Genomic DNA, 21,719 nt, shown 5'->3' on the forward strand with positions numbered 1-21,719 from the left:
AAACAAAAAAAATGATATTCACAAAACAAGAAAAAATTCGTTTCCAACATATTGATTACGCTGGAATTGTGTTCTATCCAAGATTTCTAGAAATGCTAAATGGTATTGTAGAAGATTGGTTTGAAGAAGCTTTAGACAGACCATTTTCAAAAATGCACGAAACCAACGGAATTCCAACTGTAGATTTGAAAGTGCAGTTTAAAAAAGCGGCTCGTTTAGGAGAAACTCTAACCAAAAAATTGTGGGTAAAAAACTTAGGTGGCGCTTCTATTTTATGCGGATTTTCATTTGAAGACGAACAAGGAAAATTATGTTTAGAAGGTGAAGTAACTTTAGTAAATGTTGCCTTTCAAGAAAACAAAACCGATATCAAAGCAGAACCTTTTAACGAGGAAATGAAACAAAAAATTTCAAAATTCATCATTTAAAATAATATAAATGGATTTCAAAAAATTCAAAGCAGCAACCGTTCAAACATCACCCGTTTTTCTAAACGTAGAAAAAACAGTTGAAAAAGCAATTACATTCATTAAAGAAGCCAGTCAAAATGGCGCGCAATTGATAGCTTTTCCTGAAGTTTTTGTAGCAGGTTATCCGTATTGGAATTGGATCATGACGCCAGTTCAAGGAAGTAAATGGTATGAAAAATTATATAAATGTTCTGTAAAAACAGATGATGAAGCGATGCAGCCTTTGTTTCAAGCTGCAAAAGACCATAACATTCATATCGTAATCGGAATTAACGAACGTGGCGATTCTTATGGCGAAATTTATAACACGAATTTAATCATTGATAACAACGGAATCTTAATCGGAAAACACAGAAAGTTAGTGCCAACTTGGGCCGAAAAACTAACGTGGACTTCTGGAGATGGTTCTTCGTTAAAAGTATATAACACAGAAATCGGTCCAATTGGAACCTTAGCTTGTGGTGAAAACACCAACACTTTAGCGCGTTTTACGTTGCTTTCTCAAGGTGAATTAATTCATATTGCGAATTACATTTCATTACCTGTTGCGCCACCAGATTATAACATGGCGGAAGCGATTAAAATTCGTGCAGCTGCTCATTCTTTCGAAGGAAAATTGTTTACGATTGTTTCGTGTTCCACAGTTTCTAAAGAAATTATGGAAGCTTTAAAAGAAGATGTTCCAAATGTGGAGGAATTATTGACGCGTAAAAACTCGGCTTTTTCTGGATTTATTGGTCCGAATGGTGCTGTAATTGGCGAGCCATTAATTGACGATGAAGGAATGGTGTATGCAGATATCGATTTAGAAAAATGCATCCAACCGAAACAAATGCACGATATTCTAGGGCATTACAACAGATTCGATATTTTTGACTTACGTGTAAACATCGCACCAACTCGAAAAATTACGTTTATCGATAATCACGAGGAATTTAATAAAAGATAGCATTAAAATACTATGGAAGATAAATTTTCAGATGACCAAATTGGTCGTGCAAGAGTACAAGATTCGCCAGAATTAGTCGCGTATTATAAAGAATTAGAAACGCTTGGTGCTGGTGCTTTATGGACAGTTGCCAACGATATTGAACCTTGGGAACCAAGAAGTTCTTCTGTTCCAATGCTTTGGAAATATGACGATTTACGTGAATTAGTACTGAAATCATCAGAATTAGTGACGCCAGAACAAGCGGGAAGAAGAGTGGTGTATTTGGTAAACGACAAACGTAAAGATGTTTCGGCAGCTGTAGGTTGGCTATACACTGGAATTCAAGTAACTCGTCCTGGAGAAAGCACATCAGCACATAAACATAAAGCATCAGCACTTCGATTTATAATGGAAGGCGAAGGCGGTTATACTGTTGTGGATGGAAACAAAATCACTTTTGAAGTGAACGATTTCGTAATTACACCAAATTCAACTTGGCATGAACACGGAGTTGCCGAAAATGGTAAAACGTGTATTTGGCAAGATGGTTTAGATATTCCACTAGTAAATGCTTTGGAAGCGAATGATTACGCCGTTTACGATGGAAAACAAGCTTTGGAAAAACCATTGAATTATTCTCCAATTACATACAATTGTGCCGGATTAATTCCTGCAGATAAAACTTGGGACAAACCGTATTCGCCATTATTCAAATATTCTTGGAAGAATGTATATCCAGCGCTTTTAGAAGCACAAAAAGTAACAGAAGTGAATCCGTTTGATGGAATTTTTATGCAATATTCGAATCCATTAACTGGCGGACACGTGATGCAAACTATGGGAGCAGCGATGCAATTATTGCCAGCTGGTTTCAAAGGAAAAGCACATAAACACACAGGTTCATTTGTATATCAATGTGCGAAAGGAAAAGGATATTCAATCATCAACGGGAAAAGATACGATTGGAAAGAAAGAGATATTTTCTGTGTTCCATCTTGGGCTTGGCATGAACATCACAACTTATCAGAAACGGAAGACGCTTGCTTATTTCAATTCAACGATTTACCGGTAATTGAAAGTTTAGGCTTGTTTCAATCAAGAGAATTAGAGGAAAATAACGGAAATCAAGAGATTAAATAATAATATCAATTTCAAAAATCAATAGCAAAAAGCTTAGAACTTAAAAAAATGAAACTACTTACTTATAAAACATCAGATTCAGAATCAAGATTAGGATTTATTCATAACAATCAGGTTGTTGATATGGAAGATTTTGGGGAAATCTCTAATTTTCCATTACCAAACGATATGTTGGAATTAATTGATATGGGATTTGAAATTATTGCAGAAATTTCTGAAATGATTAATGACACACGTCCACAGGATTTTGAAGCTATTTCATTACCAATAAGCGAAATTACTATCCTCGCTCCTATCGAAAAACCTAGGAAAAATATCATTGGAATTGGTTTAAATTACACCGAACACGTTGCGGAAAGTGCAAGAACTTTAGATACAACAGGAAAATTACCTGCAAAACCAATTATTTTCTCTAAACCAACTACGACCGTAACTGGAACAAATACTAACATTATTAAAAATACCAAACTAACGGAACAATTGGATTGGGAAGTAGAATTGGCGGTGGTTATAGGTAAAAAAGGAAAATATGTTACTAAAGAAGACGCTTTAGATTATGTATTTGGTTACACTGTAATTAACGACATTTCCGCACGTGATTGTCGTCGTGAAGGACAATGGATTGTATCAAAAGGGCAAGATACTTTTGCGCCAATGGGTCCAATTTTAGTAACCAAAGACGAAATCGAGAATCCACACAACTTGAATTTATCATTAAAAGTAAACGGTGTTGAAAAACAAAATTCGAATACAAAATTCTTATTGTTCAATATCAATGATTTGATTGAAGATTTAAGTATCGTTTTCACTTTAGAACCAGGGGATATTATCGCAACTGGAACACCAGCAGGAGTAGGAGCTGGAAGAAATCCACAAGAGTGGATGTACGATGGTGATGTGGTTGAAGCTACAGTTGAAGGAATTGGAACAATAGTGAATACGATTAAAGAGATTTAATTTTTGGCTAAAGATGGATCAAACAAAAATTGCAGTTGACATATTCAATAAACTTGCCACTGTTTATCAGGATAAGTTTATGGATGTTTCGTTGTATTATGATTCGCTTGATGTATTTTGCCAAAGCATCCCAAAACAAAATGCTGAAATTTTAGAATTGGCTTGTGGTCCGGGAAACATTACAAAATATTTGTTAGAAAAACGCCCCGACTTTAAAATATTGGGAACAGATTTAGCTCCTAAAATGATTGAGTTAGCGCAAATCAATAATCCAACTGCCAAATTTCAATTATTGGATTGTAGAGATGTCAATAAAATAAATGCAAAATTTGATGCGATTGTGTGTGGATTTGGTCTGCCTTATCTGTCAAAAGAAGATGCTATACAATTCATCACGGATGCTGGTAATCAATTAAATTCCAATGGTGTTCTTTACATAAGTACTATGGAGGATGATAATTCTAAATCGGGATTTAAAACTGGAAGTACAGGTGACAAAATGTATCAAAATTTCCATCAAGCCGATTATTTGACTAAAGCTCTCGAAGACAATGGGTTTAAAATTATAAATTTGCAGCGTAAAAACTATTTTTACAATGAACAAGACACAACAGATTTAATTATTATTGCAACAAAATGAAAAAATTTAGAATAGGACAAATAGTTCCATCATCAAACGTAACGATGGAAACCGAAATACCAGCCATTTTTCGTTCACGAGAAACCATTTTACCAGAACGTTTTACGTTTCACAGTAGTAGAATGCGTATGAAAAAAGTAACCAAAGAAGAATTGGAAGCGATGGATGCCATGAGTTTAAAATGCGCTCAAGAATTGTCAGATGCTCACGTTGATGTGATGGGTTATGCATGTTTAGTGGCGATTATGAGTATGGGTCGCGGATATCACTGCGTTTCGGAAGTGAATTTACATCAAGAAACTGTGGCTAACGATTTTCCAACACCAATTGTAACTTCGGCTGGAGCTTTAATTAATGGGTTAAAAGTTTTAGGTGCGAAACAAATTTCGATAATTACACCTTATATGCGACCATTAACGGATATGGTGGTGGATTATATTGAACATCAAGGTATAAAGGTAAAGCAAAGTATCGCGTTGGAAATTCCTGATAATTTAGAAGTTGCGGCTCAAAACCCACTTAATTTATTAGAAATCTACAAACAATTAGATTTAACGGATGTTGATGTTTTAGTGGCTTCGGCTTGTGTGCAAATGCCATCGTTAGAAGCAATTGATTTAATTCAAGCGGAATGTGGAATTCCAGTTACTTCAGCAGCAGTTTGTACGACATATGAAATGATGAAAAAACTAGGCATCGAAGCCAAATCAGCTATTGGCGGTGAATTGTTGAGTGGGAAATATTAAAATAAAAAACGCCTAAAATAAAAAAGGTTCAACACAATTGTTGAACCTTTTTGTTTATAAAAACTAATCTTTACTTCTTCGATAATAGTTTTTCTATATTTTGCATTCTTTTTTCAAGTGCTTCATTTTTAGCTTTTAATACTTCAATTTGCTCTTGTTGTTCTTTAATACCTTGTGTAAGAATTGAAATTAAACCTGTGTAGTTGATTCCTTTGAATTCTTCTTTCTTTCTATCATCATTTTGGTTACCTGTTGTATTTGAATTTGCAGTTTTGATAATCTCACCATTAGAATCCAATTCAATTTTTTCCTCACCACCATTACCTGTTGTGGACAGATTCACAATTTGTTTGGAAACAAGATTAGGAAAAATCTTTTCTAAATCTTGAGCAATGAAACCATACTGTAATTTTTTCGGTAAATTCAAACCTGTAGTTTTTTCAGCGTCATAAAAATAAGTAACTGGCTCTAACGCCTTAATTTTATCTAGAGCTGAATCAATTGAATGGATATCCTTTTTAAGTTTTCTGTCTGAAGGTTGTATCAGAGTACCTGTAATTGTTACGTCTCCTATGAAAAAGCCGGCATAATTAAAAGCACCATTTGCTGCCGAGCTGTAAACACCATAATTTGTTCCATTAGTTGATACCGATGAAGCACGAGCTGCCACACCATAATTATCGCCATTTGTAGATGGTGCAGCATCTGCGTAACCTCCTACAGCAATATTAGAAACTTCCGAACCTCCAGTCCATCCTGTAACACCATAATTCCATCCGGTTGGAGTAGCTGTTGTCGCATAACCCATTACACCTCTATTTTCTTTTCCATCTATCGCATTTGCACCTACTCCCCAAACTCCGTAATTATCACCTGCAGTGGCATAAGCCTGCCCGTATATTCCATTATTTAAAATTGTAGCATTGACTGCAAAACCTGATACTCCTGTATTTCTTTGAGGATTTACTCCATTTGATAAAGCCTGTATACTTCTGGTATTTCCATTAGTTCCTGTTATTGTACTTGAAATCCCTCGATAGGTAACATTGGTAGTATATCCACCTGTTGTATTTAATACAACTGAATTTGGAGCAGCATCAGTAGTTGCTTTTGTTGCACTATTTCCTGCGTCAATAACCTGCTGTAATGTAGAATTACTTCCTGAACTTTGCGCATACAAAGCATAAGGCACACTTAATAATTGGCTTGTTCCAGTAATTGTATAGTTAGTTCCACCTGCTGGATCTGTTTCTGTTTTTATAAAATAGGAATTTCCCGCCCAGTTTATTTCATAAAAACTACCACTCCCCATCACAAGAGTCCCTTCTCCAATTTCTAAGCTTACTAAACCATTATTGTTTGTATCCACTCCTTGTGTTTCTGCATAAACAGAAGGTCCCGTGGCGCTACCTTGTAAAATACTGATGCGCATTCCAACATGTGTGTTAGCAAGCAGCATATCACTGCTATTACGAAGTACAGCCTGATAACTCATTTTTTGAGGTGCCTGAGCAAAAATTGTCAGTGAAGCAAATAGTGCTAGAATAATAATTGTTTTTTTCATTTTGGTTGTTATTTTTTAATGATTTTAAAGGTTTTAATTTCTTTGTTATTTTCTGTTATTTTCAAAAAATAGAGAGCCGATTGCTGGCCAGTCATATCAATTTTGGTCTGACTAACTGTAACCTTATTATTTGCTATAACTTTTCCAGTAATATCAAAAAGCAGATATCTTAGATTATCAGTGTTATAGTTACCAACCTCTAATGTTAGAATGTCAGTAGTTGGATTAGGATAAACCGAAAAGTTCAGACTAATTTCAGGATGCTCGTCCATTCCTAAAGTTAAAATTTCATATGGCTGTTGCACGCCTTGTGCCAAATTTCCATTTGTTCCTGAATTGGTGGTATAAACCACTTGACCTACAGAATAACTGGTGGAACCTCCGGAACCTATAGCATTATTTCCAGAAGCAGTTACTGATTGCTGAGCAGTTACTGAAAGTGAAAATAAGGCTAAGAATAACGCAATCAGAATTGGATGTTTTTGTTTCATTTTAAAATACGATATGATTAGTAAGATTTTTCTGCAATTTTAAAAAAAATTTAGCTTAAAATCATGATATTTTGTAAGTTTTTTATTAACAAAATAAATGACTCTAAGTAACTAATTATAAGAATAGTCTCATTTTTTTTGTGGAATACTAATAAAAAATGCTTAACAAAAAAATGTTAAGCATTTACAGTTTTTAATATTTCATAATAATATTATGAATATAATGATTCCTCTTTCGTCATTGCTAACGAAACGAAAATAACTCTATATGTGTTTTATAACGAGTGTAAATAGTTGGTAAATCACAGTGTCCTATGTATTTCTTTAAATTTGTTATATAGTTCGCTTTTTCAAAAAATATCGCCTAACCCATAAATATATGAACATTTTTAGTATTCACAACCCTTTTATAAAATTGTTATTTCACTCCAACAAAAAAGCCGCTCCAATTATGAGCGGCTTTTAATGTTATTTAATGTGGCGTATTAGTAAGCTAACAATTCTTTCAAACCTTCTTCAAACCTAACTTTAGGTAAATATTGATCTTCTAGTGCTTTTACAAAAGGAATGGCACTTTCTAAACTTCCCACACGTTTTACTGGCGCATCTAGGTGTTCGAAGCAATTTTCCATGATTAATGCTGAAATATCACTAGAAATCCCTCCAAACATAGAATCTTCTTGCAAAATAATACATTTTCCAGTTTTCTTTACCGAGGCAAAAATAGTTTCAGTATCTAAAGGTTGTAGCGAACGTAAATCAATCAAATCAGCTGAAATTTCAGGATTTTTAGACAATGTATCTAATGCCCAATGAACTCCTGCTCCGAACGAAATAATAGTAACATCATTTCCTTCTTTTATCATCGAAGCTTTTCCAAATGGAATTGTATAATAATCTTTTGGAACATCTTGATAAACAGAACGGTATAATTGTTTGTGTTCGAAGAACATAACAGGATTTGGGTCGTTTATCGCAGTATTCAACAATCCTTTTACGTCGTATGGAAATGCTGGATATATCACTTTTAGCCCTGGTGTTTTTGTAAACCAAGCTTCATTTGTTTGTGAATGAAAAGGTCCCGCTTGCGTTCCGCCACCACAAGGCATACGAACAACAACATCGGCATTTTCTAACCAACGGTAATGCGATTTTGCCAATAAATTTACAATCGGATTGAATCCTGTAGATACGAAATCGGCAAACTGCATTTCAACAATCGCTTTGTGTCCGTTGATAGACAATCCCATTGCCGCCGATACAATGGCACTTTCACAAATTGGTGTATTACGAACTCTTTCTTTTCCGAATTGGTCTACAAAACCATCGGTAATTTTGAATGCCCCACCATATTCAGCAATATCTTGTCCCATAATAACCAAGTTATCATGACGTTCCATCGATTGACGTAAACTGTTGGAAATAGCATCGACAACACGAATATTTTCCACTTCATTATTATGGTTAAACTCCTCAAATACATAAGGTTTGTAAACATCATTTAATTCTTCGCTTAAACTAGCTACGATTTCAGGTTCTTTTTGAACTAAAGCCCAATCGGTATCTATTTCTTTTTTTAATGCTGCTCTAAAAGCTTCATCATCTTCGTCAGATAAAACCGCTGTTGATTTAAGGTAACTTCTGAAATTTTCTACTGGATCTTTTATCGCCCACATGTCCATCAATTCTTGCGGAACATATTTTGTACCACTCGCCTCTTCGTGTCCACGCATTCTGAAAGTCTTGAATTCTAACAAAACTGGACGAGGATTTTCTTTCATTGATGCTTTTAATTCTGATATTAAATTATACACCTCTAGAATATTATTACCATCGACAATATGAGATTCCATTCCAAAACCAATTCCTTTATCAGCTAAGTTTTTGCAACGGTATTGTTCGTTTGTTGGTGTCGATAATCCGTAACCGTTATTTTCGATAACAAAAAGAACTGGCAAATCCCAAACAGAAGCAATATTTAAGGCTTCATGAAAATCTCCTTCTGAAGTTGCACCTTCTCCTGTGAAAACTGCAGTTACTTTTCCGTTCTTTTTTAATTTATTTGCTAAAGCGATTCCATCAGCCACACCTAATTGTGGACCCAAATGCGAAATCATTCCTATTATATTGAATTCTTGTGTACCAAAGTGAAACGAACGGTCACGACCTTTTGTAAATCCATTGGCTTTTCCTTGCCATTGAGAAAAAAGTCTATGTAACGGAATATCTCTTCCTGTAAAAACTCCTAAATTACGGTGCATTGGTAAGATGTATTCATCTTTGTCGAGAACTGCTGTAATTCCTACTGAAATGGCTTCTTGACCAATTCCTGAAAACCATTTTGACACTTTTCCTTGACGGATAAGAATCAGCATTTTTTCTTCGATTAATCTTGGTTTTAGGATTCGTTTGTATAAATCGAGTAAGGTTTCGTTGGATATGTTTTTTCTGTCGAAATTCATTTTTGTTGCATTTTTTTAATGTGGCGTAAAAGTATAAAAAAATGGCACGAGAATGAAACGGATTTTTCGGATTTTTTTAAATAATTATGAATGTTTTCGGGTATGCCTAGCCCTGATAGTAGTGGAAATCCTTTTTTGAGGTTTTTTCCGAAAAAAAGATTGCAACGGATAGCGGGAAATAGCTTCAAATAAAAAAAGTTTTTATACATTTGTTTTATGATGGTATTGTCCATTTGTAAGTTATTAACATATTATTTAAGAGATGCAAAACATTCCTAGTGTTGACTTGCGTGATTTCCTTTCGGGTAACCCGGAACGTAAACAAAAATTTGTAAATGAAATCGGAAAAGCTTTCGAAGAGATTGGCTTCGTAGCGTTAAAAGGTCATTTTTTAGATGACAAATTGGTTGGTGAATTGTATGGTGAAATTAGAAATTTTTTCTCCTTACCGTTAGAAACCAAATATAGTTATGAAATCCCTGGTATTGGTGGTCAGCGTGGTTATGTTTCTTTCGGGAAAGAGCACGCTAAGGGCAAAAAAGAAGGAGATTTGAAAGAGTTTTGGCACTTTGGTCAATATGTTGACAAAGATTCGAAATATGCGGCTGAATATCCTGATAATGTTGAAGTTACGGAACTTCCTAGATTTAATGTTGTAGGAAAAGAAGCATACCAAATGCTAGAAAAAACTGGAATTACGGTTTTACAGGCTTTGGCTTTGCATTTAGGTTTAGATGAGCATTATTTTGACCAATATGGTTATGAAGGAAACTCAATTTTAAGACCTATTCATTATCCGCCAATTACTTCTGAGCCTGAAAATGCTATTCGTGCTGCAGCTCACGGAGATATTAATCTGATTACTTTATTAATGGGTGCTCAAGGTCGTGGTTTGCAAGTGCAAAATCACGATGGAGAATGGATTGATGCTATTGCTGAACCAGACGAATTAGTAATAAATGTGGGAGATATGTTGTCTCGTCATACTAATAATAGATTAAAATCGACTATTCACCAAGTTGTAAATCCACCAAGAGAATTGTGGGGAACTTCACGTTATTCGATTCCATTTTTTATGCATCCTGTGAGCGATATGCGTTTAGATGTTTTAGAAAATTGTATTGATGCGGAAAATCCAAAATTATACGACGATATTTCGGCAGGAGAATTCTTGTACGAAAGATTGGTAGATTTAGGATTGATTAAGAAATAATACTCAATTATATAGCTTTAAAGACATTGAGTTCGCTTGATGTCTTTTTTGTTTTTTTGATGCTTTAATTTGGAACGCGGATGACACGGATTTACTTCGTAAAACGCGGATAAAAACTGATTTTTTATATGGAATTATTGCATAAAGATTTGACGGATTTAATTTTGAAAACCTATTATGAAGTTTATAACGAACTTGGTTATGGTTTTTTAGAAAAAGTATATCAGAATGCATTATACATTGAATTAAAAAATAAAGGTTTAGATGTAGTCCCTCAAAAGAAAATAAAAGTCTATTATAAAAACCTTGAAGTTGGTGATTATTATGCTGATTTAATGGTTAACGATATAATTATATTAGAGTTAAAAGCTGCAGAATATATAGTTGAAGAATTTGAACATCAATTATTAAATTATCTAACAGGTACTGATTGTGAAGTTGGATTATTACTTAATTTTGGTAAAAAACCAGAGTTTAGAAGAAAAGTATTCGAAAATAAAAGAAAGACAAGAAAAAATCCGTTTTAATCCGCGATTTCGCGATAGCGAATCCGTTTAATCCGCGTTCAATTAATATAATTATGGATTTACAAGACCAACTAAAAAACCTTTTTCCTAATCACGAACCAGCTCCTGAAGAAGCAATTCCGGAAGTAGAACACGAATTATATGTTCAAAAAGAACCTATGATTTGCAAATACGAAAAACGAAAAGGAAAAGCAACTACCATTATTGAAGGTTACGAAGGAAGCGACGAGGATTTTAAAATTCTGGCCAAAGAAATAAAAACCAAACTCAGCGTTGGCGGAACTTTCAAAGACGATTCAATAATAATTCAAGGAGATTACCGTGACAAAATCATGGAAATACTAAAAATAAAAGGATTTAAAGTAAAACGTGTTGGAGGATAAATAATTACAAATTACGATAAAATAATAACTTAGTGAACTTTGCGGTTAAAAAAAATAAAAAAATGATAAAATCATCAGAATTAATACTAAACCCAGACGGAAGTGTATATCACTTAAACCTACTTCCTGAAAACATTGCAAACGACATCATCTTTGTAGGTGATCAAGAACGCGTATCAAAAATTACACAGCATTTCGATAGTATCGAATTTTCTACTCAAAAAAGAGAATTTAAAACAGAAACCGGAATGTATAAAGGCAAAAGAATTACAGTACAATCAACAGGAATTGGTCCAGATAACATCGATATTGTTTTTAATGAATTAGACGCATTAGTAAATGTCGATTTAAAAACCAGAGAGATAAAACCAAATCATACCGCTTTAAATATTGTCCGTATCGGAACTTCAGGTTCTTTACAAGCCGATATTCCTGTAGATAGTTGGGTTATGAGTAAATATGCTGTTGGATTAGACAATATGCTACGCTCCTATTTAATCGAAGAACATTCTATTGCCGAATTAGAAGATGCTTTTATCCAACAAACCAATTGGGATTTGCGCAAAGGCCGTCCGACAGTTGTGGCTTGTGACGTAACATTAGAAAACAAAATATATTCGGACAAATTTCACAAAGGATTTACAGGAACAGCAGGCGGATTTTACGGACCACAAGGTCGTGTAGTGCGTTTAAACATTCAAGATCCAAACCTAAATAAAAAAATGGACGCTTTTAATCATAACGGAACCCGCATGACGAATCTCGAAATGGAAACTTCCGCAATTTACGGTTTAGGAAAATTATTGGGACACAACTGTTTATCATTAAACGCCATCATTGCAAATAGAGCTGTAGGCGAATTTAGTTCAAACCCAGAAAAAACTGTCAATGAGCTAATTGCATATACTTTAGATAAATTGATTAAATAATTTTAGGAGCTATTTCCCGCCATCCGTTGCAATCTTTTCTTTTTTAAAGGAAAAAAGAAAAGGATTTTCACTGCTGTCTGGGCTAAAAAAAGTAAATGACCTAATTGACTATACTTAAATAAAATAAAATCCGCGAAAATCCGCGTCTTTGCTTTAGCAAATCTGCGAAAATCCGCGTTCAAATTTTTTACAATATGAACCTAATCCTAGAAACCGAACGACTTCTTCTTCGTCCGTTTGAATTATCAGATGCTGAAGCATTATTTGATATGGACAAAAATCCTGAAGTTCATACCTATTTATGGCAAAAACCAATAACAAAAATTGAAGAAGTACACGACTATATCAATATGGTTCGTCAACAGTATTTAGATAATAATATTGGTCGTTTTTCAACAATCATAAAAGAAACAGGGGAACTAATTGGCTGGACAGGAATAAAATTTGTAACTGGTCATATCGAAAATGGAAACACCAATTTCTATGATTATGGCTATCGTCTAAACGAAAAATTTTGGAACAAGGGATATGCCACAGAAGCATCAGTTGCTTGGTTAGATTATGGTTTTAATACAATGAAAATCGATAAAATGAACGCTTATACACATTTTGATAATGGTGCATCAAATCATATTTTGCAAAAAGTAGGCATGAATTTCATCGAAGATTATTTAGATGAACACGGCGCTCCTTGGAAATGGTGGCAAATGAAAAACCCAAATTTGTAACTATAATGAACTGGCAAGAAACCATAAATTTCGTTAAACAAATTCCTTACGGAAGAAACGCAAATCGCGAAAATTTTTCTCTAGTAATTTCAGAAAATAAAGGAACTTGTAGTTCTAAACACGCTTATTTAAAAGATTTTGCCAATAAAAATAACATTCCAAATGTCCAATTAATTGTAGGTATTTATAAAATGACCGAAGCCAATACAAACATTGGAACGATGCTAACAGATAATAATATCAGTTATATTCCAGAAGCGCATTGTTACTTAAAAATTGACGGAGAAACGGTCGATGTTACTTCAAAAGAAGCCGATTTCGAAAAAATAAAAAGCGATTTACTCGAAGAAATTGAAATCGAGACTTATCAAGTTGCCGATTTTAAAGTTAATTACCATCAGACATTTATCAAAAACTGGCTAAAAGAATCTAATGCTACTTTTTCTTTCGAAAAAATATGGGAAATTAGAGAACAATGTATTCAAAAGCTTTCAATATAAAACTACATTTGTCTTTCAGAAGAAAACTACAATGAAAATAATTCTTACAGGAGCAACAGGCGTTTTAGGATCTCATATTATGTATGAAATTTTAGAGCTTTTTATCAATAATTCTATCGATGGAAAACTATTCCTTATCACCAGAAATAAAGGAAAAAATTCAGCCAAAGACAGAATAAATGAACTTTTATCGAGTAGTTATACGCCTCAAATTCTTGTTGAAAAAGGATTAGAAAAATTACATTCTTATTTAGAAATTATCGATACTGATTTGTCTGAAATTAGGGATAATAACGCCGAAAAAATTCGCGGCGCTTACTTTATTCATTCCGCAGGTTATGTTAATTTATCGACTGATGAAGATCAAAAAGAAAAAATATTTAACGAAAATGCGCAAATCACAAAAGACATTTTTAATACATTTTCTCCATTCATCAAAAAATTTATTTATATCAGTACAGCATTTTCATCAGGAATTAGAAACGGACTTATAGACAACGATTTTCATAATTTAAATTTTATCCCAGAACACCGAAATGCCTACGAAAATGCAAAATTTCATTCAGAAAGTTTTGTAAAACAGCAATGCAAAATTTTGGGATTACCATATCAAATTCTTCGTCCAAGCGTCATTGGAGGGAAAATGTTAGGAAAAGAGAACAATTATTTTATTCCTAAATATATGGTATTTTACCTTTTGGCAAAATTTTTCCACTTTACAGCACAACGAAAAAATGAACAAGAAAATGTTCGATTTCAAATAAATGAAGAAACAGGATTAAACATTATTCCGGTCGATTATGTGGCAAAAGTAATTGTAAATTCTTTTCAAAGAGAAGATATTCAGCAACTTAACATTGTACACAACAAAAGTTTTAATATCGTAAAAGGACTGCAACTGATTATGCAAGAAGTTGGTTATACAAATTTCAGTTTAATTCAGAATACACTCGATTTTAATTACAAAACCACAATCGAAAAATTATATTATGAAAGCATCGGAAAACATCTAAAACCATATTTCACTACCGATGCCAACGAATATGACACCACTTTATTAAACTCTATTCTCGAAATTCCTAAACTAGATTCTGAAGCATTTACAAACATGATTCGTTATGCGAGGTTACATAATTTTAAAGATATAAATGTTTAATTTTTTACTTAAAAAATGACAACAATAAAAATAGCAGGAGTTCCAGAACATTTTAATTTGCCATGGCAATTGAGCATCGAAAATGGCGAATTCGAGGCCGAAAACATCAATTTACAATGGGCAGATATTCCTGAAGGAACGGGTAAAATGTGCCAGATGCTTCGTGACAAAGAAACTGACATTGCAGTAATTCTAACTGAAGGAATTGTAAAAGATATTGTTACAGGAAACCCGAGTAAAATAGTTCAAATTTATGTACAAAGCCCTTTAATTTGGGGAATTCACGTTGCTGCCAATTCAAAATATCAAAAGCTTTCGGATTTAGAAAACACAAAACCAGCCATTTCAAGATTGGGTTCTGGATCACATTTAATGTCGATTGTAAATGCTCAAAATCAAGGTTGGAAAACTGATAATTTGCAATTCGAAATCGTAAATACTATCGATGGTGCAGTCGAAGCTTTAACGAACCAAACTGCCGATTATTTTATGTGGGAACGATTCATGACAAAACCATTAGTAGATGCTGGAATTTTTAGAAAAATCGCCAATTGCCCTACTCCTTGGCCTTGTTTTGTTATTGCAGTTCGTGAAGAAATTCTTGATAAACACCCGAAAATTATCGATAAAATTCTCGAAATCATCAATAAAACTACTTCTGAATTTAAAGAAATTCCAAGTATCAGTAAAACTTTAGCATCAAGATACAATCTAAAACTAGAAGATATTGAAGAATGGTTATCGTTAACTGAATGGTCACAAGAGCAATTATCAGAAAAAATGTTAAACAAAGTTCAAAATCAGTTATTTGAACTATCTATTATTGATAAAAAGGTTACTTTTGAAACGATAGTCAGATAATTACGTATTTTTATCGTTTTACAATAAAGAATGTTACAATTCACAAAAGAATTTATTAAAAAATGCAAAGAGAAGCTTTCTTTACCAAAGCCTTGGGACAATATTGTCATTTTTTTATTAAATATCTTACTAACTATTCCAACATTTATTATTGTTCACCAAAATTTGGCCAATCCAAATTGGCAACTTCCTATCGATAGAATTTTATTATTTATTGTAATTTTGGTCTGTTTTCAACTTATTTTAAGAGTACTAAAAACAATCATTGTAATTTGTATTTTCACTTATATCATTGTAGTTTTTTACGGGACAATCTTCGGAGAATATAGTTTTTACAGAGTTTACGACGATTATCGTTCTATGATGTACACCATGGAAGAAAATCCGTATCCACAGGATATTATCGTCAGTAAATTATTGCCTTTCCCAAACAAAAATAAAGTATTAAGAGCCATCGATTTTCAAAACCCAAAAGTTCGAAATTTTGCATTATCAGCGACTACAAAATATTTTAAAGACACTAAAAAAATAAAGGGATATAGCAATTACAGAACAACAATTCAGTGTTTTGCGGTATTTAAGGAGATAAAATCACGTTGGAATTATGTAAATGATCCACAAGGAAACAACTACATTGCTTCTGCATCAGAATCTTTACAACACTTTTCTGGCGATTGCGACGATCACGCCATTCTTATGGCAGCAGGCATAAAAGCTGTAGGCGGAATACCAAGGCTTATTCACACAAATGATCATATTTATCCAGAAATGCTAATTGGTAACAAGCGAGATTTACAAAATGTAATGTATCTAATTAAAAAAGTGCTTTTTGTCGAAGAAAGTAAAGGCAAACAAATTCACTATCACATCGATGAGCGCGGACAAATATGGCTAAATCTAGATTACACAGCCAATTATCCTGGTGGAAAATTTATGAGCGAAGAAATTCTGGGACAATTAACCTTGAATGATTAGTAGCACAACCATTGGTTACTTTTCAGCATTATTCCCGCTTTTCGCTTCAATCTTTATACCTGACAGGTTTTTAAAAACCTGTCAGGTATAAAGGATTTCCACTACAATCGGGGCTAGAATTCATGTTAGAAAATTCTATTAAACATTCTAAAAAATTACCATTCAATTTCAGTAAAACCATTCGATTTCAAATACTCATTTGTTAATTTAAAATGATTATTTCCAAACCAAAAACCACGATTAGCACTCAGTGGCGAAGGATGTCCAGTTTCCAAAACTAAATGTTTTTCTCTATTTATTTTACTTCCTTTTTTGTGAGCAAAACTTCCCCAAAGCAGGAAAACAACCTGTTCAGAATGAGTAGAAACATAATCGATTACAGCATCTGTAAAAATATTCCATTTCAAGTGTTTGTGACTGTTAGCCAAATCTTTTCTAACAGTCAACGAAGCGTTTAAAAGTAAAATTCCTTGCTTTGCCCAAGATTCTAAATTACCAGAAGTTGGCGAAAATATTCGGTCATATTCGGTATTTATTTCGGTAAAAATATTCTTCAATGATGGCGGAATTTTCACACCATCATTTACCGAAAAACACAAACCATTAGCTTCTCCATCTCCGTGATAAGGATCTTGACCGATAATTACGACTTTCAAATCTGCAAAATCACAAAAATTAAAAGCATTAAAAATTAAATTTTTTGGCGGAAAACAAGTGTAATTTTCATATTCTTCATCAACAACATGCATCAAATCCTGAAAATAAGGTTTCTCCTTTTCAGTTTCCAAAAAATCAGACCAAGAATTAGCTTTAATTATAGGTAACATTCGTTATTTTTTTACAAATATAATCACTTTGATTCATTACTACTTCTAAACTTTGTAACTTTGAGCCTTTGCAACTTAGAACCATTGCAGCCTTAAAAAAATGATTTCAATTACCGAAAAAACACTTCAAGATTTACAATTTCCTACTGTTTTAGAAACAGTTTCTAGCATTTGTAATACTGATATTGGCAAGGAAAAAGCTTTAACAATAACACCTTTCAAAGACGAAGAATCTTTGATGACTGCTTTGCATCAAACTTCTGAATATATTTCCTCATTTCAAAATAACAATGCCATTCCCAATCATGGTTTTGATGCGATTACTTATGAAATAAAATTTTTAGGCATCGAAGATAGTTTTCTAGAAGTTGGAAGTTTTCGCAAAATTGCCACGTTATCTGAAAACACAAATGTTTTGCTTCAATATTTTAAAAAATTTGAAGATTATTATCCCAATTTATATAAAAAATCACGCCAAATTGAACTCACAAAAACCATCATCAGCTGTATAGACGATGTGGTCGATAAATATGGTGAAATAAAAGACAATGCTTCTCCCGCTTTATTGGAAATTCGTCGTGAGATGAACCTAGTTCGTGGTAAAGTAAACCAAAGTTTTGGCATGGCGCTAACACAATATAATAGTTTAGGTTACTTAGACGATATTAAAGAAAGTTTTGTTAATAATCGTAGGGTTTTAGCGGTTTTAGCTATGTATCGCCGTAAGGTAAAAGGAACGATTTTAGGAAGTTCGAAAACAGGAAGTTTAGCATTTATAGAGCCTGAAGCAACACTAAGATATTCTCGAGAATTAAGTAATTTAGAATATGAAGAAAAAGAAGAAATTACTCGAATTTTAAAACAATTAACGAATGTAATTCGTCCATTTTTGCCTTTATTAATTCAGTATCAAGATTTTTTAAGTGATATAGATGTGATTGCTGCCAAAGCAAAATATGCCAGCCGAATAAATGGAATTTTGCCTAAAATAACAAAAGAAAGAAGAATATATTTCCGTGATGCCTTCCACCCTATTTTGTATTTAACAAACAAAGTTAAAAATGAAATTACGCATCCACAAACCATCGAATTTGATTCTAAAAATAGAATTATTGTAATTTCTGGTCCAAATGCAGGCGGAAAAACGATTTCCTTAAAAACCGTTGGTTTACTACAATTAATGTTGCAATCTGGCATGCTAATTCCTGTTCACGAACGAAGCGAAACCTGTTTGTTTGATAGAATTTTGACAGATATCGGTGACAACCAATCGATTGAAAATCATCTAAGTACTTACAGTTACCGATTGAAGAATATGAACTATTTTCTAAAAAAGTGTAATGCAAAAACATTATTTCTTATCGACGAATTTGGTACTGGTTCCGATCCTGATTTGGGTGGCGCTTTAGCAGAAATTTTTTTAGAAGAATTTTACCATCGGGAAGCTTTTGGAATTATTACCACACATTATACCAATCTTAAAATTTTAGCTGATGAACTACCATTTGCGACCAATGCTAATATGCTTTTTGACGAAAAATCTTTAGAACCAATGTACAAATTGGCTTTGGGACAAGCGGGAAGTTCTTTTACATTTGAAGTAGCGCAAAAAAATGGAATTCCGTTCGGACTAATTAATCGTGCCAAGAAGAAAATAGAAACGGGTAAAGTTCGTTTTGATAAAACCATTGCCAATTTGCAAAAAGAGCGTTCTAGGATGGAAAAAACTTCAGTCAATTTGAAAGAAGAAGAAACCAAAGCGCGTGAGGAAAGCAAAAAAATGGAAACTATCAATGCAAAAGTGAAGCAAAAATTAGAAAACTATCAGGAATTGTATGACAGTAACCAGAAAACGATTTATTTAGGTCAGAAAATCGAAGCTATTTCAGAGAAATATTTTAATAATAAAAACAAAAAGGAATTACTTGGTGAATTTTTGAAAGTTGTTGAAATTGAAAATTCAAAACGAATGAAAGCTACTAAAATCGAGATAAAAGCCATTGCCGAAAAGAAAAAAGTAATTATCGAAGAGGTAACGGTTCAGGTTGAAGAAATTCGAAAAGAGAAAAAAGAAAAGAAACTCAAGGCAAATTTAGTTCCTGAAAAAGTAAAAGTAATATTGAAAGTTGGAGATAGAGTTAGAATGCTCGACGGGAAATCAGTAGGTACAATTGATAAAATTGAAAAAGACAAAGCTGTTGTAAACTATGGTATTTTCACTTCAAAAGTAAATTTAGAATCATTAGAATTTGTACAAGCAAAATAATCATGCTTTTTTGAATGTACTTAAAATAAAAAAACGGTTTTGTAGAAATTACAAAACCGTTTTTATTTATTAGTTTACTGGATTAAAAAGCAACGTTCCATCTTGGTAAACGATTGTTTTCGTCAAGGAAATTTTGTAAAACTTGTCCTTCTACAGAAGTTGGAATTCCTTTTGTTTTGTCGTTATAAGTCTCGTACCAATACACTTCTAATCTTGCAATATTTTCTTTTTTCATTTGTGCTGGCCAAGAATATTTACGTCCTGTTTTTGCAAACTGATGACCATTTACAATCTTGTCATACAATCCGCCACCTTTACTTTTTAGTGATCCATCATTTTGTATTGTTCCTGTAGAACCTACCATGATTAATTCTTTTGCTTCGCCTTCTACTGCGTAAACAAGGAAAACTCCGCTTCCTGTTTCTGTTGCATTGCAAGCTACTTCTAAACTATCTTCTATTGTGAAAGTAAAACTATTGCTTACTTTAAACTTTTTTAATTCTTTATACATTTTCTATTTATTCGTTTATTTGGTTATTTGAAAGCTAAAAACCAAAGGTTTGCAAAAGTACTACAAAAAAACCGTCTAGTTATAGAACAAGACGGTTTTTTGAAAAATTTATTGTTTGAGATTTATCCCAATACTTCTTTTACTTTTTTACCAATTTCTGCTGGAGAATCTACAACGTGAATTCCATTTTCACGTAAAATACGTTTTTTAGCTTCTGCAGTATCGTCCTCACCACCTACAATTGCACCTGCGTGACCCATTGTTCTTCCTGCTGGAGCAGTAACTCCTGCAATAAATCCAACTACTGGTTTGCGGTTTCCGTCTGCACGAACCCATTTTGCAGCATCAGCTTCAAGTTGACCTCCAATTTCACCAATCATTACGATACAATGAGTTTCTGGATCATTCATTAATAATTCAACAGCTTCTTTAGTTGTAGTTCCAATAATTGGATCTCCACCAATTCCGATTGCTGTTGTAATTCCTAAACCTTGTTTTACCACTTGGTCAGCCGCTTCGTAAGTTAATGTTCCTGATTTAGAAACAATACCAACATTTCCTTTTTTGAAAACGAAACCTGGCATAATACCAACTTTAGCTTCACCTGGAGTAATAATACCTGGGCAGTTTGGTCCGATTAAACGACAATTTTTTCCTTTGATATAATCATTAGCTTTAATCATATCAGCAACAGGAATACCTTCTGTAATTGCAATAATTACTTTGATTCCAGCATCAGCAGCTTCCATAATAGCATCAGCAGCAAAAGCTGGTGGTACAAAAATAATGGTTGTGTCTGCTCCTGCTTTTTCTACTGCATCTTTTACAGTATTAAAAACGGGACGATCTAAATGTGTTGAACCACCTTTTCCTGGAGTTACACCACCTACAACGTTTGTTCCGTATTCGATCATTTGTTCAGCGTGGAAAGTTCCTTCGCTTCCTGTAAATCCTTGAACTATTATTTTTGAATCTTTATTAACTAAAACACTCATGATATATTTTTTATGTTATTTTTTTATTGTGTTGCAAAAGTAAGGTTTTGAAATATACTTTTTAATAATTTTACTAAAAAATTTAACTCAATTGACTCATTTGAAATCCTCGATATAATTTATCGTCTTTTAGTTCCCAAATAACCATAAAATGTGCCAAAATCATTTCTTCTCTTGGGTTCTCGATTGTCTTTACATAATGACTGTATCTTACAGTAACTTTGTTATTATCTTCTAGTAAATGAGTAATATATATTCTAGAAGTATGATACGCTTTACCCATCTGGTTGGTAATGTTTACCATTTCTTCTTTATTCATTTGAAGAAAACCTTTGCTACTGTTCCAATCTAATGAAACATCAGGATGCATATAAGTATCTAATAATGTGCTGTCTAAAAAAGCATTGGATTTGTAAAAATCTTTAACTATTTCTTTTGAGGTCATTT

Annotated in this window: 23 protein-coding genes; 16 read left to right on the plus strand and 7 right to left on the minus strand. The window is 33.2% G+C overall.

The window, feature by feature from the left end:
• Positions 1-11 precede the first annotated feature (11 nt).
• The 6 genes from BM053_RS11710 to BM053_RS11735 are packed head-to-tail and all read left to right on the plus strand — an operon-like array spanning position 12 to position 4,884.
• Positions 12-428 (plus strand): acyl-CoA thioesterase, encoded by a 417-nt coding sequence (locus tag BM053_RS11710; RefSeq protein WP_091477614.1) that lies wholly within the window; start codon positions 12-14, stop codon positions 426-428.
• Positions 429-438: 10 nt separating this feature from the next.
• Positions 439-1,419: a carbon-nitrogen hydrolase family protein gene (locus BM053_RS11715; RefSeq protein ID WP_091477615.1), complete on the plus strand. Its 981-nt coding sequence runs from the start codon at positions 439-441 to the stop codon at positions 1,417-1,419.
• A gap of 12 nt (positions 1,420-1,431) precedes the next feature.
• Positions 1,432-2,541 carry a cupin domain-containing protein gene (locus tag BM053_RS11720; protein ID WP_091477617.1) on the plus strand — a complete coding sequence of 370 codons (1,110 nt, stop codon included), beginning with the start codon at positions 1,432-1,434 and terminating at the stop codon, positions 2,539-2,541.
• 48 nt (positions 2,542-2,589) lie between these two features.
• Positions 2,590-3,498 (plus strand): fumarylacetoacetate hydrolase family protein, encoded by a 909-nt coding sequence (locus BM053_RS11725; protein ID WP_091477619.1) that lies wholly within the window; start codon positions 2,590-2,592, stop codon positions 3,496-3,498.
• 13 nt (positions 3,499-3,511) lie between these two features.
• Positions 3,512-4,138: a class I SAM-dependent DNA methyltransferase gene (locus BM053_RS11730; RefSeq protein WP_091477621.1), complete on the plus strand. Its 627-nt coding sequence runs from the start codon at positions 3,512-3,514 to the stop codon at positions 4,136-4,138.
• Positions 4,135-4,884, plus strand: coding sequence for a maleate cis-trans isomerase family protein (locus BM053_RS11735; RefSeq protein ID WP_091477622.1), 750 nt, complete (start codon positions 4,135-4,137; stop codon positions 4,882-4,884). The genes BM053_RS11730 and BM053_RS11735 overlap by 4 nt, the downstream gene beginning before the upstream one ends.
• 70 nt (positions 4,885-4,954) lie before the next feature.
• On the opposite strand, the gene BM053_RS11740 is transcribed toward BM053_RS11735, so the two are convergent.
• The 3 genes from BM053_RS11740 to BM053_RS11750 form a co-directional block, all read right to left on the minus strand.
• Entirely contained in the window at positions 4,955-6,448 is a 1,494-nt protein-coding gene (locus BM053_RS11740; RefSeq protein WP_091477625.1) for a tail fiber domain-containing protein, read from the minus strand.
• 8 nt (positions 6,449-6,456) lie between these two features.
• Positions 6,457-6,939 carry a T9SS type A sorting domain-containing protein gene (locus BM053_RS11745; RefSeq protein ID WP_091477627.1) on the minus strand — a complete coding sequence of 161 codons (483 nt, stop codon included), beginning with the start codon at positions 6,937-6,939 and terminating at the stop codon, positions 6,457-6,459.
• 485 nt (positions 6,940-7,424) lie between these two features.
• Positions 7,425-9,401, minus strand: a complete 1,977-nt coding sequence (locus BM053_RS11750; RefSeq protein ID WP_091477629.1) for an alpha-ketoacid dehydrogenase subunit alpha/beta — start codon at positions 9,399-9,401, stop codon at positions 7,425-7,427.
• Positions 9,402-9,663: 262 nt separating this feature from the next.
• Between BM053_RS11750 and BM053_RS11760 the strand changes: the two genes are divergently transcribed.
• From BM053_RS11760 to BM053_RS11800, 9 genes are all read left to right on the plus strand, one after another.
• Entirely contained in the window at positions 9,664-10,614 is a 951-nt protein-coding gene (locus BM053_RS11760) for an isopenicillin N synthase family dioxygenase (protein ID WP_091477632.1), read from the plus strand.
• Positions 10,615-10,742: 128 nt separating this feature from the next.
• A complete protein-coding gene (locus BM053_RS11765) occupies positions 10,743-11,141 on the plus strand; it encodes a GxxExxY protein (RefSeq protein ID WP_091477633.1) in 399 nt (132 codons plus the stop codon).
• 53 nt (positions 11,142-11,194) lie between these two features.
• Positions 11,195-11,524, plus strand: a complete 330-nt coding sequence (locus BM053_RS11770; RefSeq protein ID WP_091477635.1) for a translation initiation factor — start codon at positions 11,195-11,197, stop codon at positions 11,522-11,524.
• A 62-nt stretch (positions 11,525-11,586) separates the two neighbouring features.
• Positions 11,587-12,453 (plus strand): nucleoside phosphorylase, encoded by an 867-nt coding sequence (locus BM053_RS11775; RefSeq protein WP_091477636.1) that lies wholly within the window; start codon positions 11,587-11,589, stop codon positions 12,451-12,453.
• A gap of 194 nt (positions 12,454-12,647) precedes the next feature.
• The gene (locus tag BM053_RS11780; RefSeq protein ID WP_091477637.1) at positions 12,648-13,181 is read left to right on the plus strand and encodes a GNAT family N-acetyltransferase; all 534 of its coding nucleotides are present in this window, start codon (positions 12,648-12,650) and stop codon (positions 13,179-13,181) included.
• Positions 13,182-13,186: 5 nt separating this feature from the next.
• A complete protein-coding gene (locus BM053_RS11785) occupies positions 13,187-13,681 on the plus strand; it encodes a hypothetical protein (protein WP_091477703.1) in 495 nt (164 codons plus the stop codon).
• Positions 13,682-13,712: 31 nt separating this feature from the next.
• A complete protein-coding gene (locus BM053_RS11790; RefSeq protein ID WP_091477638.1) occupies positions 13,713-14,837 on the plus strand; it encodes an SDR family oxidoreductase in 1,125 nt (374 codons plus the stop codon).
• A gap of 15 nt (positions 14,838-14,852) precedes the next feature.
• Positions 14,853-15,698: a substrate-binding domain-containing protein gene (locus BM053_RS11795; protein WP_091477639.1), complete on the plus strand. Its 846-nt coding sequence runs from the start codon at positions 14,853-14,855 to the stop codon at positions 15,696-15,698.
• A gap of 30 nt (positions 15,699-15,728) precedes the next feature.
• Positions 15,729-16,673 (plus strand): transglutaminase-like domain-containing protein, encoded by a 945-nt coding sequence (locus BM053_RS11800; RefSeq protein WP_091477640.1) that lies wholly within the window; start codon positions 15,729-15,731, stop codon positions 16,671-16,673.
• A gap of 155 nt (positions 16,674-16,828) precedes the next feature.
• Here BM053_RS11800 and ung read toward each other — a convergent pair whose 3' ends face one another.
• Entirely contained in the window at positions 16,829-17,500 is a 672-nt protein-coding gene (ung, locus tag BM053_RS11805) for a uracil-DNA glycosylase (protein ID WP_167357348.1), read from the minus strand.
• Between the two features lie 100 nt (positions 17,501-17,600).
• Here ung and BM053_RS11810 point away from each other — a divergent pair, with 100 nt between their 5' ends.
• Positions 17,601-19,766, plus strand: coding sequence for an endonuclease MutS2 (locus tag BM053_RS11810; protein ID WP_091477641.1), 2,166 nt, complete (start codon positions 17,601-17,603; stop codon positions 19,764-19,766).
• 82 nt (positions 19,767-19,848) lie between these two features.
• Here BM053_RS11810 and BM053_RS11815 read toward each other — a convergent pair whose 3' ends face one another.
• The 3 genes from BM053_RS11815 to BM053_RS11825 all read right to left on the minus strand — a co-directional run bounded on the left by BM053_RS11815 (position 19,849) and on the right by BM053_RS11825 (position 21,717).
• Complete coding sequence (locus tag BM053_RS11815) at positions 19,849-20,277, minus strand: hypothetical protein (protein ID WP_091477642.1); 429 nt, start codon at positions 20,275-20,277, stop codon at positions 19,849-19,851.
• Between the two features lie 122 nt (positions 20,278-20,399).
• Positions 20,400-21,272, minus strand: a complete 873-nt coding sequence (gene sucD, locus BM053_RS11820; RefSeq protein WP_091477643.1) for a succinate--CoA ligase subunit alpha — start codon at positions 21,270-21,272, stop codon at positions 20,400-20,402.
• An 82-nt stretch (positions 21,273-21,354) separates the two neighbouring features.
• Positions 21,355-21,717, minus strand: coding sequence for a nuclear transport factor 2 family protein (locus BM053_RS11825; RefSeq protein WP_091477644.1), 363 nt, complete (start codon positions 21,715-21,717; stop codon positions 21,355-21,357).
• Positions 21,718-21,719: the final 2 nt, after the last annotated feature.

The organism is Flavobacterium swingsii, from assembly GCF_900111965.1.
GTDB classification, from domain to species: Bacteria; Bacteroidota; Bacteroidia; order Flavobacteriales; family Flavobacteriaceae; genus Flavobacterium; species Flavobacterium swingsii.

Bases quoted from the DNA above. Each gene is read 5' to 3' on its own strand.
- BM053_RS11760 (WP_091477632.1), top strand. From the start codon at position 9,664: ATGCAAAACATTCCTAGTGTTGACTTGCGTGATTTCCTTTCGGGTAAC.
- BM053_RS11795 (WP_091477639.1), top strand. From the start codon at position 14,853: ATGACAACAATAAAAATAGCAGGAGTTCCAGAACATTTTAATTTGCCA.
- BM053_RS11790 (WP_091477638.1), top strand. From the start codon at position 13,713: ATGAAAATAATTCTTACAGGAGCAACAGGCGTTTTAGGATCTCATATT.
- BM053_RS11800 (WP_091477640.1), top strand. From the start codon at position 15,729: ATGTTACAATTCACAAAAGAATTTATTAAAAAATGCAAAGAGAAGCTT.
- BM053_RS11725 (WP_091477619.1), top strand. From the start codon at position 2,590: ATGAAACTACTTACTTATAAAACATCAGATTCAGAATCAAGATTAGGA.
- BM053_RS11715 (WP_091477615.1), top strand. From the start codon at position 439: ATGGATTTCAAAAAATTCAAAGCAGCAACCGTTCAAACATCACCCGTT.
- BM053_RS11775 (WP_091477636.1), top strand. From the start codon at position 11,587: ATGATAAAATCATCAGAATTAATACTAAACCCAGACGGAAGTGTATAT.
- BM053_RS11745 (WP_091477627.1), bottom strand. From the start codon at position 6,939: ATGAAACAAAAACATCCAATTCTGATTGCGTTATTCTTAGCCTTATTT.
- BM053_RS11780 (WP_091477637.1), top strand. From the start codon at position 12,648: ATGAACCTAATCCTAGAAACCGAACGACTTCTTCTTCGTCCGTTTGAA.
- BM053_RS11720 (WP_091477617.1), top strand. From the start codon at position 1,432: ATGGAAGATAAATTTTCAGATGACCAAATTGGTCGTGCAAGAGTACAA.
- BM053_RS11825 (WP_091477644.1), bottom strand. From the start codon at position 21,717: ATGACCTCAAAAGAAATAGTTAAAGATTTTTACAAATCCAATGCTTTT.
- BM053_RS11810 (WP_091477641.1), top strand. From the start codon at position 17,601: ATGATTTCAATTACCGAAAAAACACTTCAAGATTTACAATTTCCTACT.
- BM053_RS11815 (WP_091477642.1), bottom strand. From the start codon at position 20,277: ATGTATAAAGAATTAAAAAAGTTTAAAGTAAGCAATAGTTTTACTTTC.
- BM053_RS11785 (WP_091477703.1), top strand. From the start codon at position 13,187: ATGAACTGGCAAGAAACCATAAATTTCGTTAAACAAATTCCTTACGGA.
- BM053_RS11765 (WP_091477633.1), top strand. From the start codon at position 10,743: ATGGAATTATTGCATAAAGATTTGACGGATTTAATTTTGAAAACCTAT.
- BM053_RS11730 (WP_091477621.1), top strand. From the start codon at position 3,512: ATGGATCAAACAAAAATTGCAGTTGACATATTCAATAAACTTGCCACT.
- BM053_RS11770 (WP_091477635.1), top strand. From the start codon at position 11,195: ATGGATTTACAAGACCAACTAAAAAACCTTTTTCCTAATCACGAACCA.
- BM053_RS11735 (WP_091477622.1), top strand. From the start codon at position 4,135: ATGAAAAAATTTAGAATAGGACAAATAGTTCCATCATCAAACGTAACG.
- sucD (WP_091477643.1), bottom strand. From the start codon at position 21,272: ATGAGTGTTTTAGTTAATAAAGATTCAAAAATAATAGTTCAAGGATTT.
- BM053_RS11710 (WP_091477614.1), top strand. From the start codon at position 12: ATGATATTCACAAAACAAGAAAAAATTCGTTTCCAACATATTGATTAC.
- ung (WP_167357348.1), bottom strand. From the start codon at position 17,500: ATGTTACCTATAATTAAAGCTAATTCTTGGTCTGATTTTTTGGAAACT.
- BM053_RS11750 (WP_091477629.1), bottom strand. From the start codon at position 9,401: ATGAATTTCGACAGAAAAAACATATCCAACGAAACCTTACTCGATTTA.
- BM053_RS11740 (WP_091477625.1), bottom strand. From the start codon at position 6,448: ATGAAAAAAACAATTATTATTCTAGCACTATTTGCTTCACTGACAATT.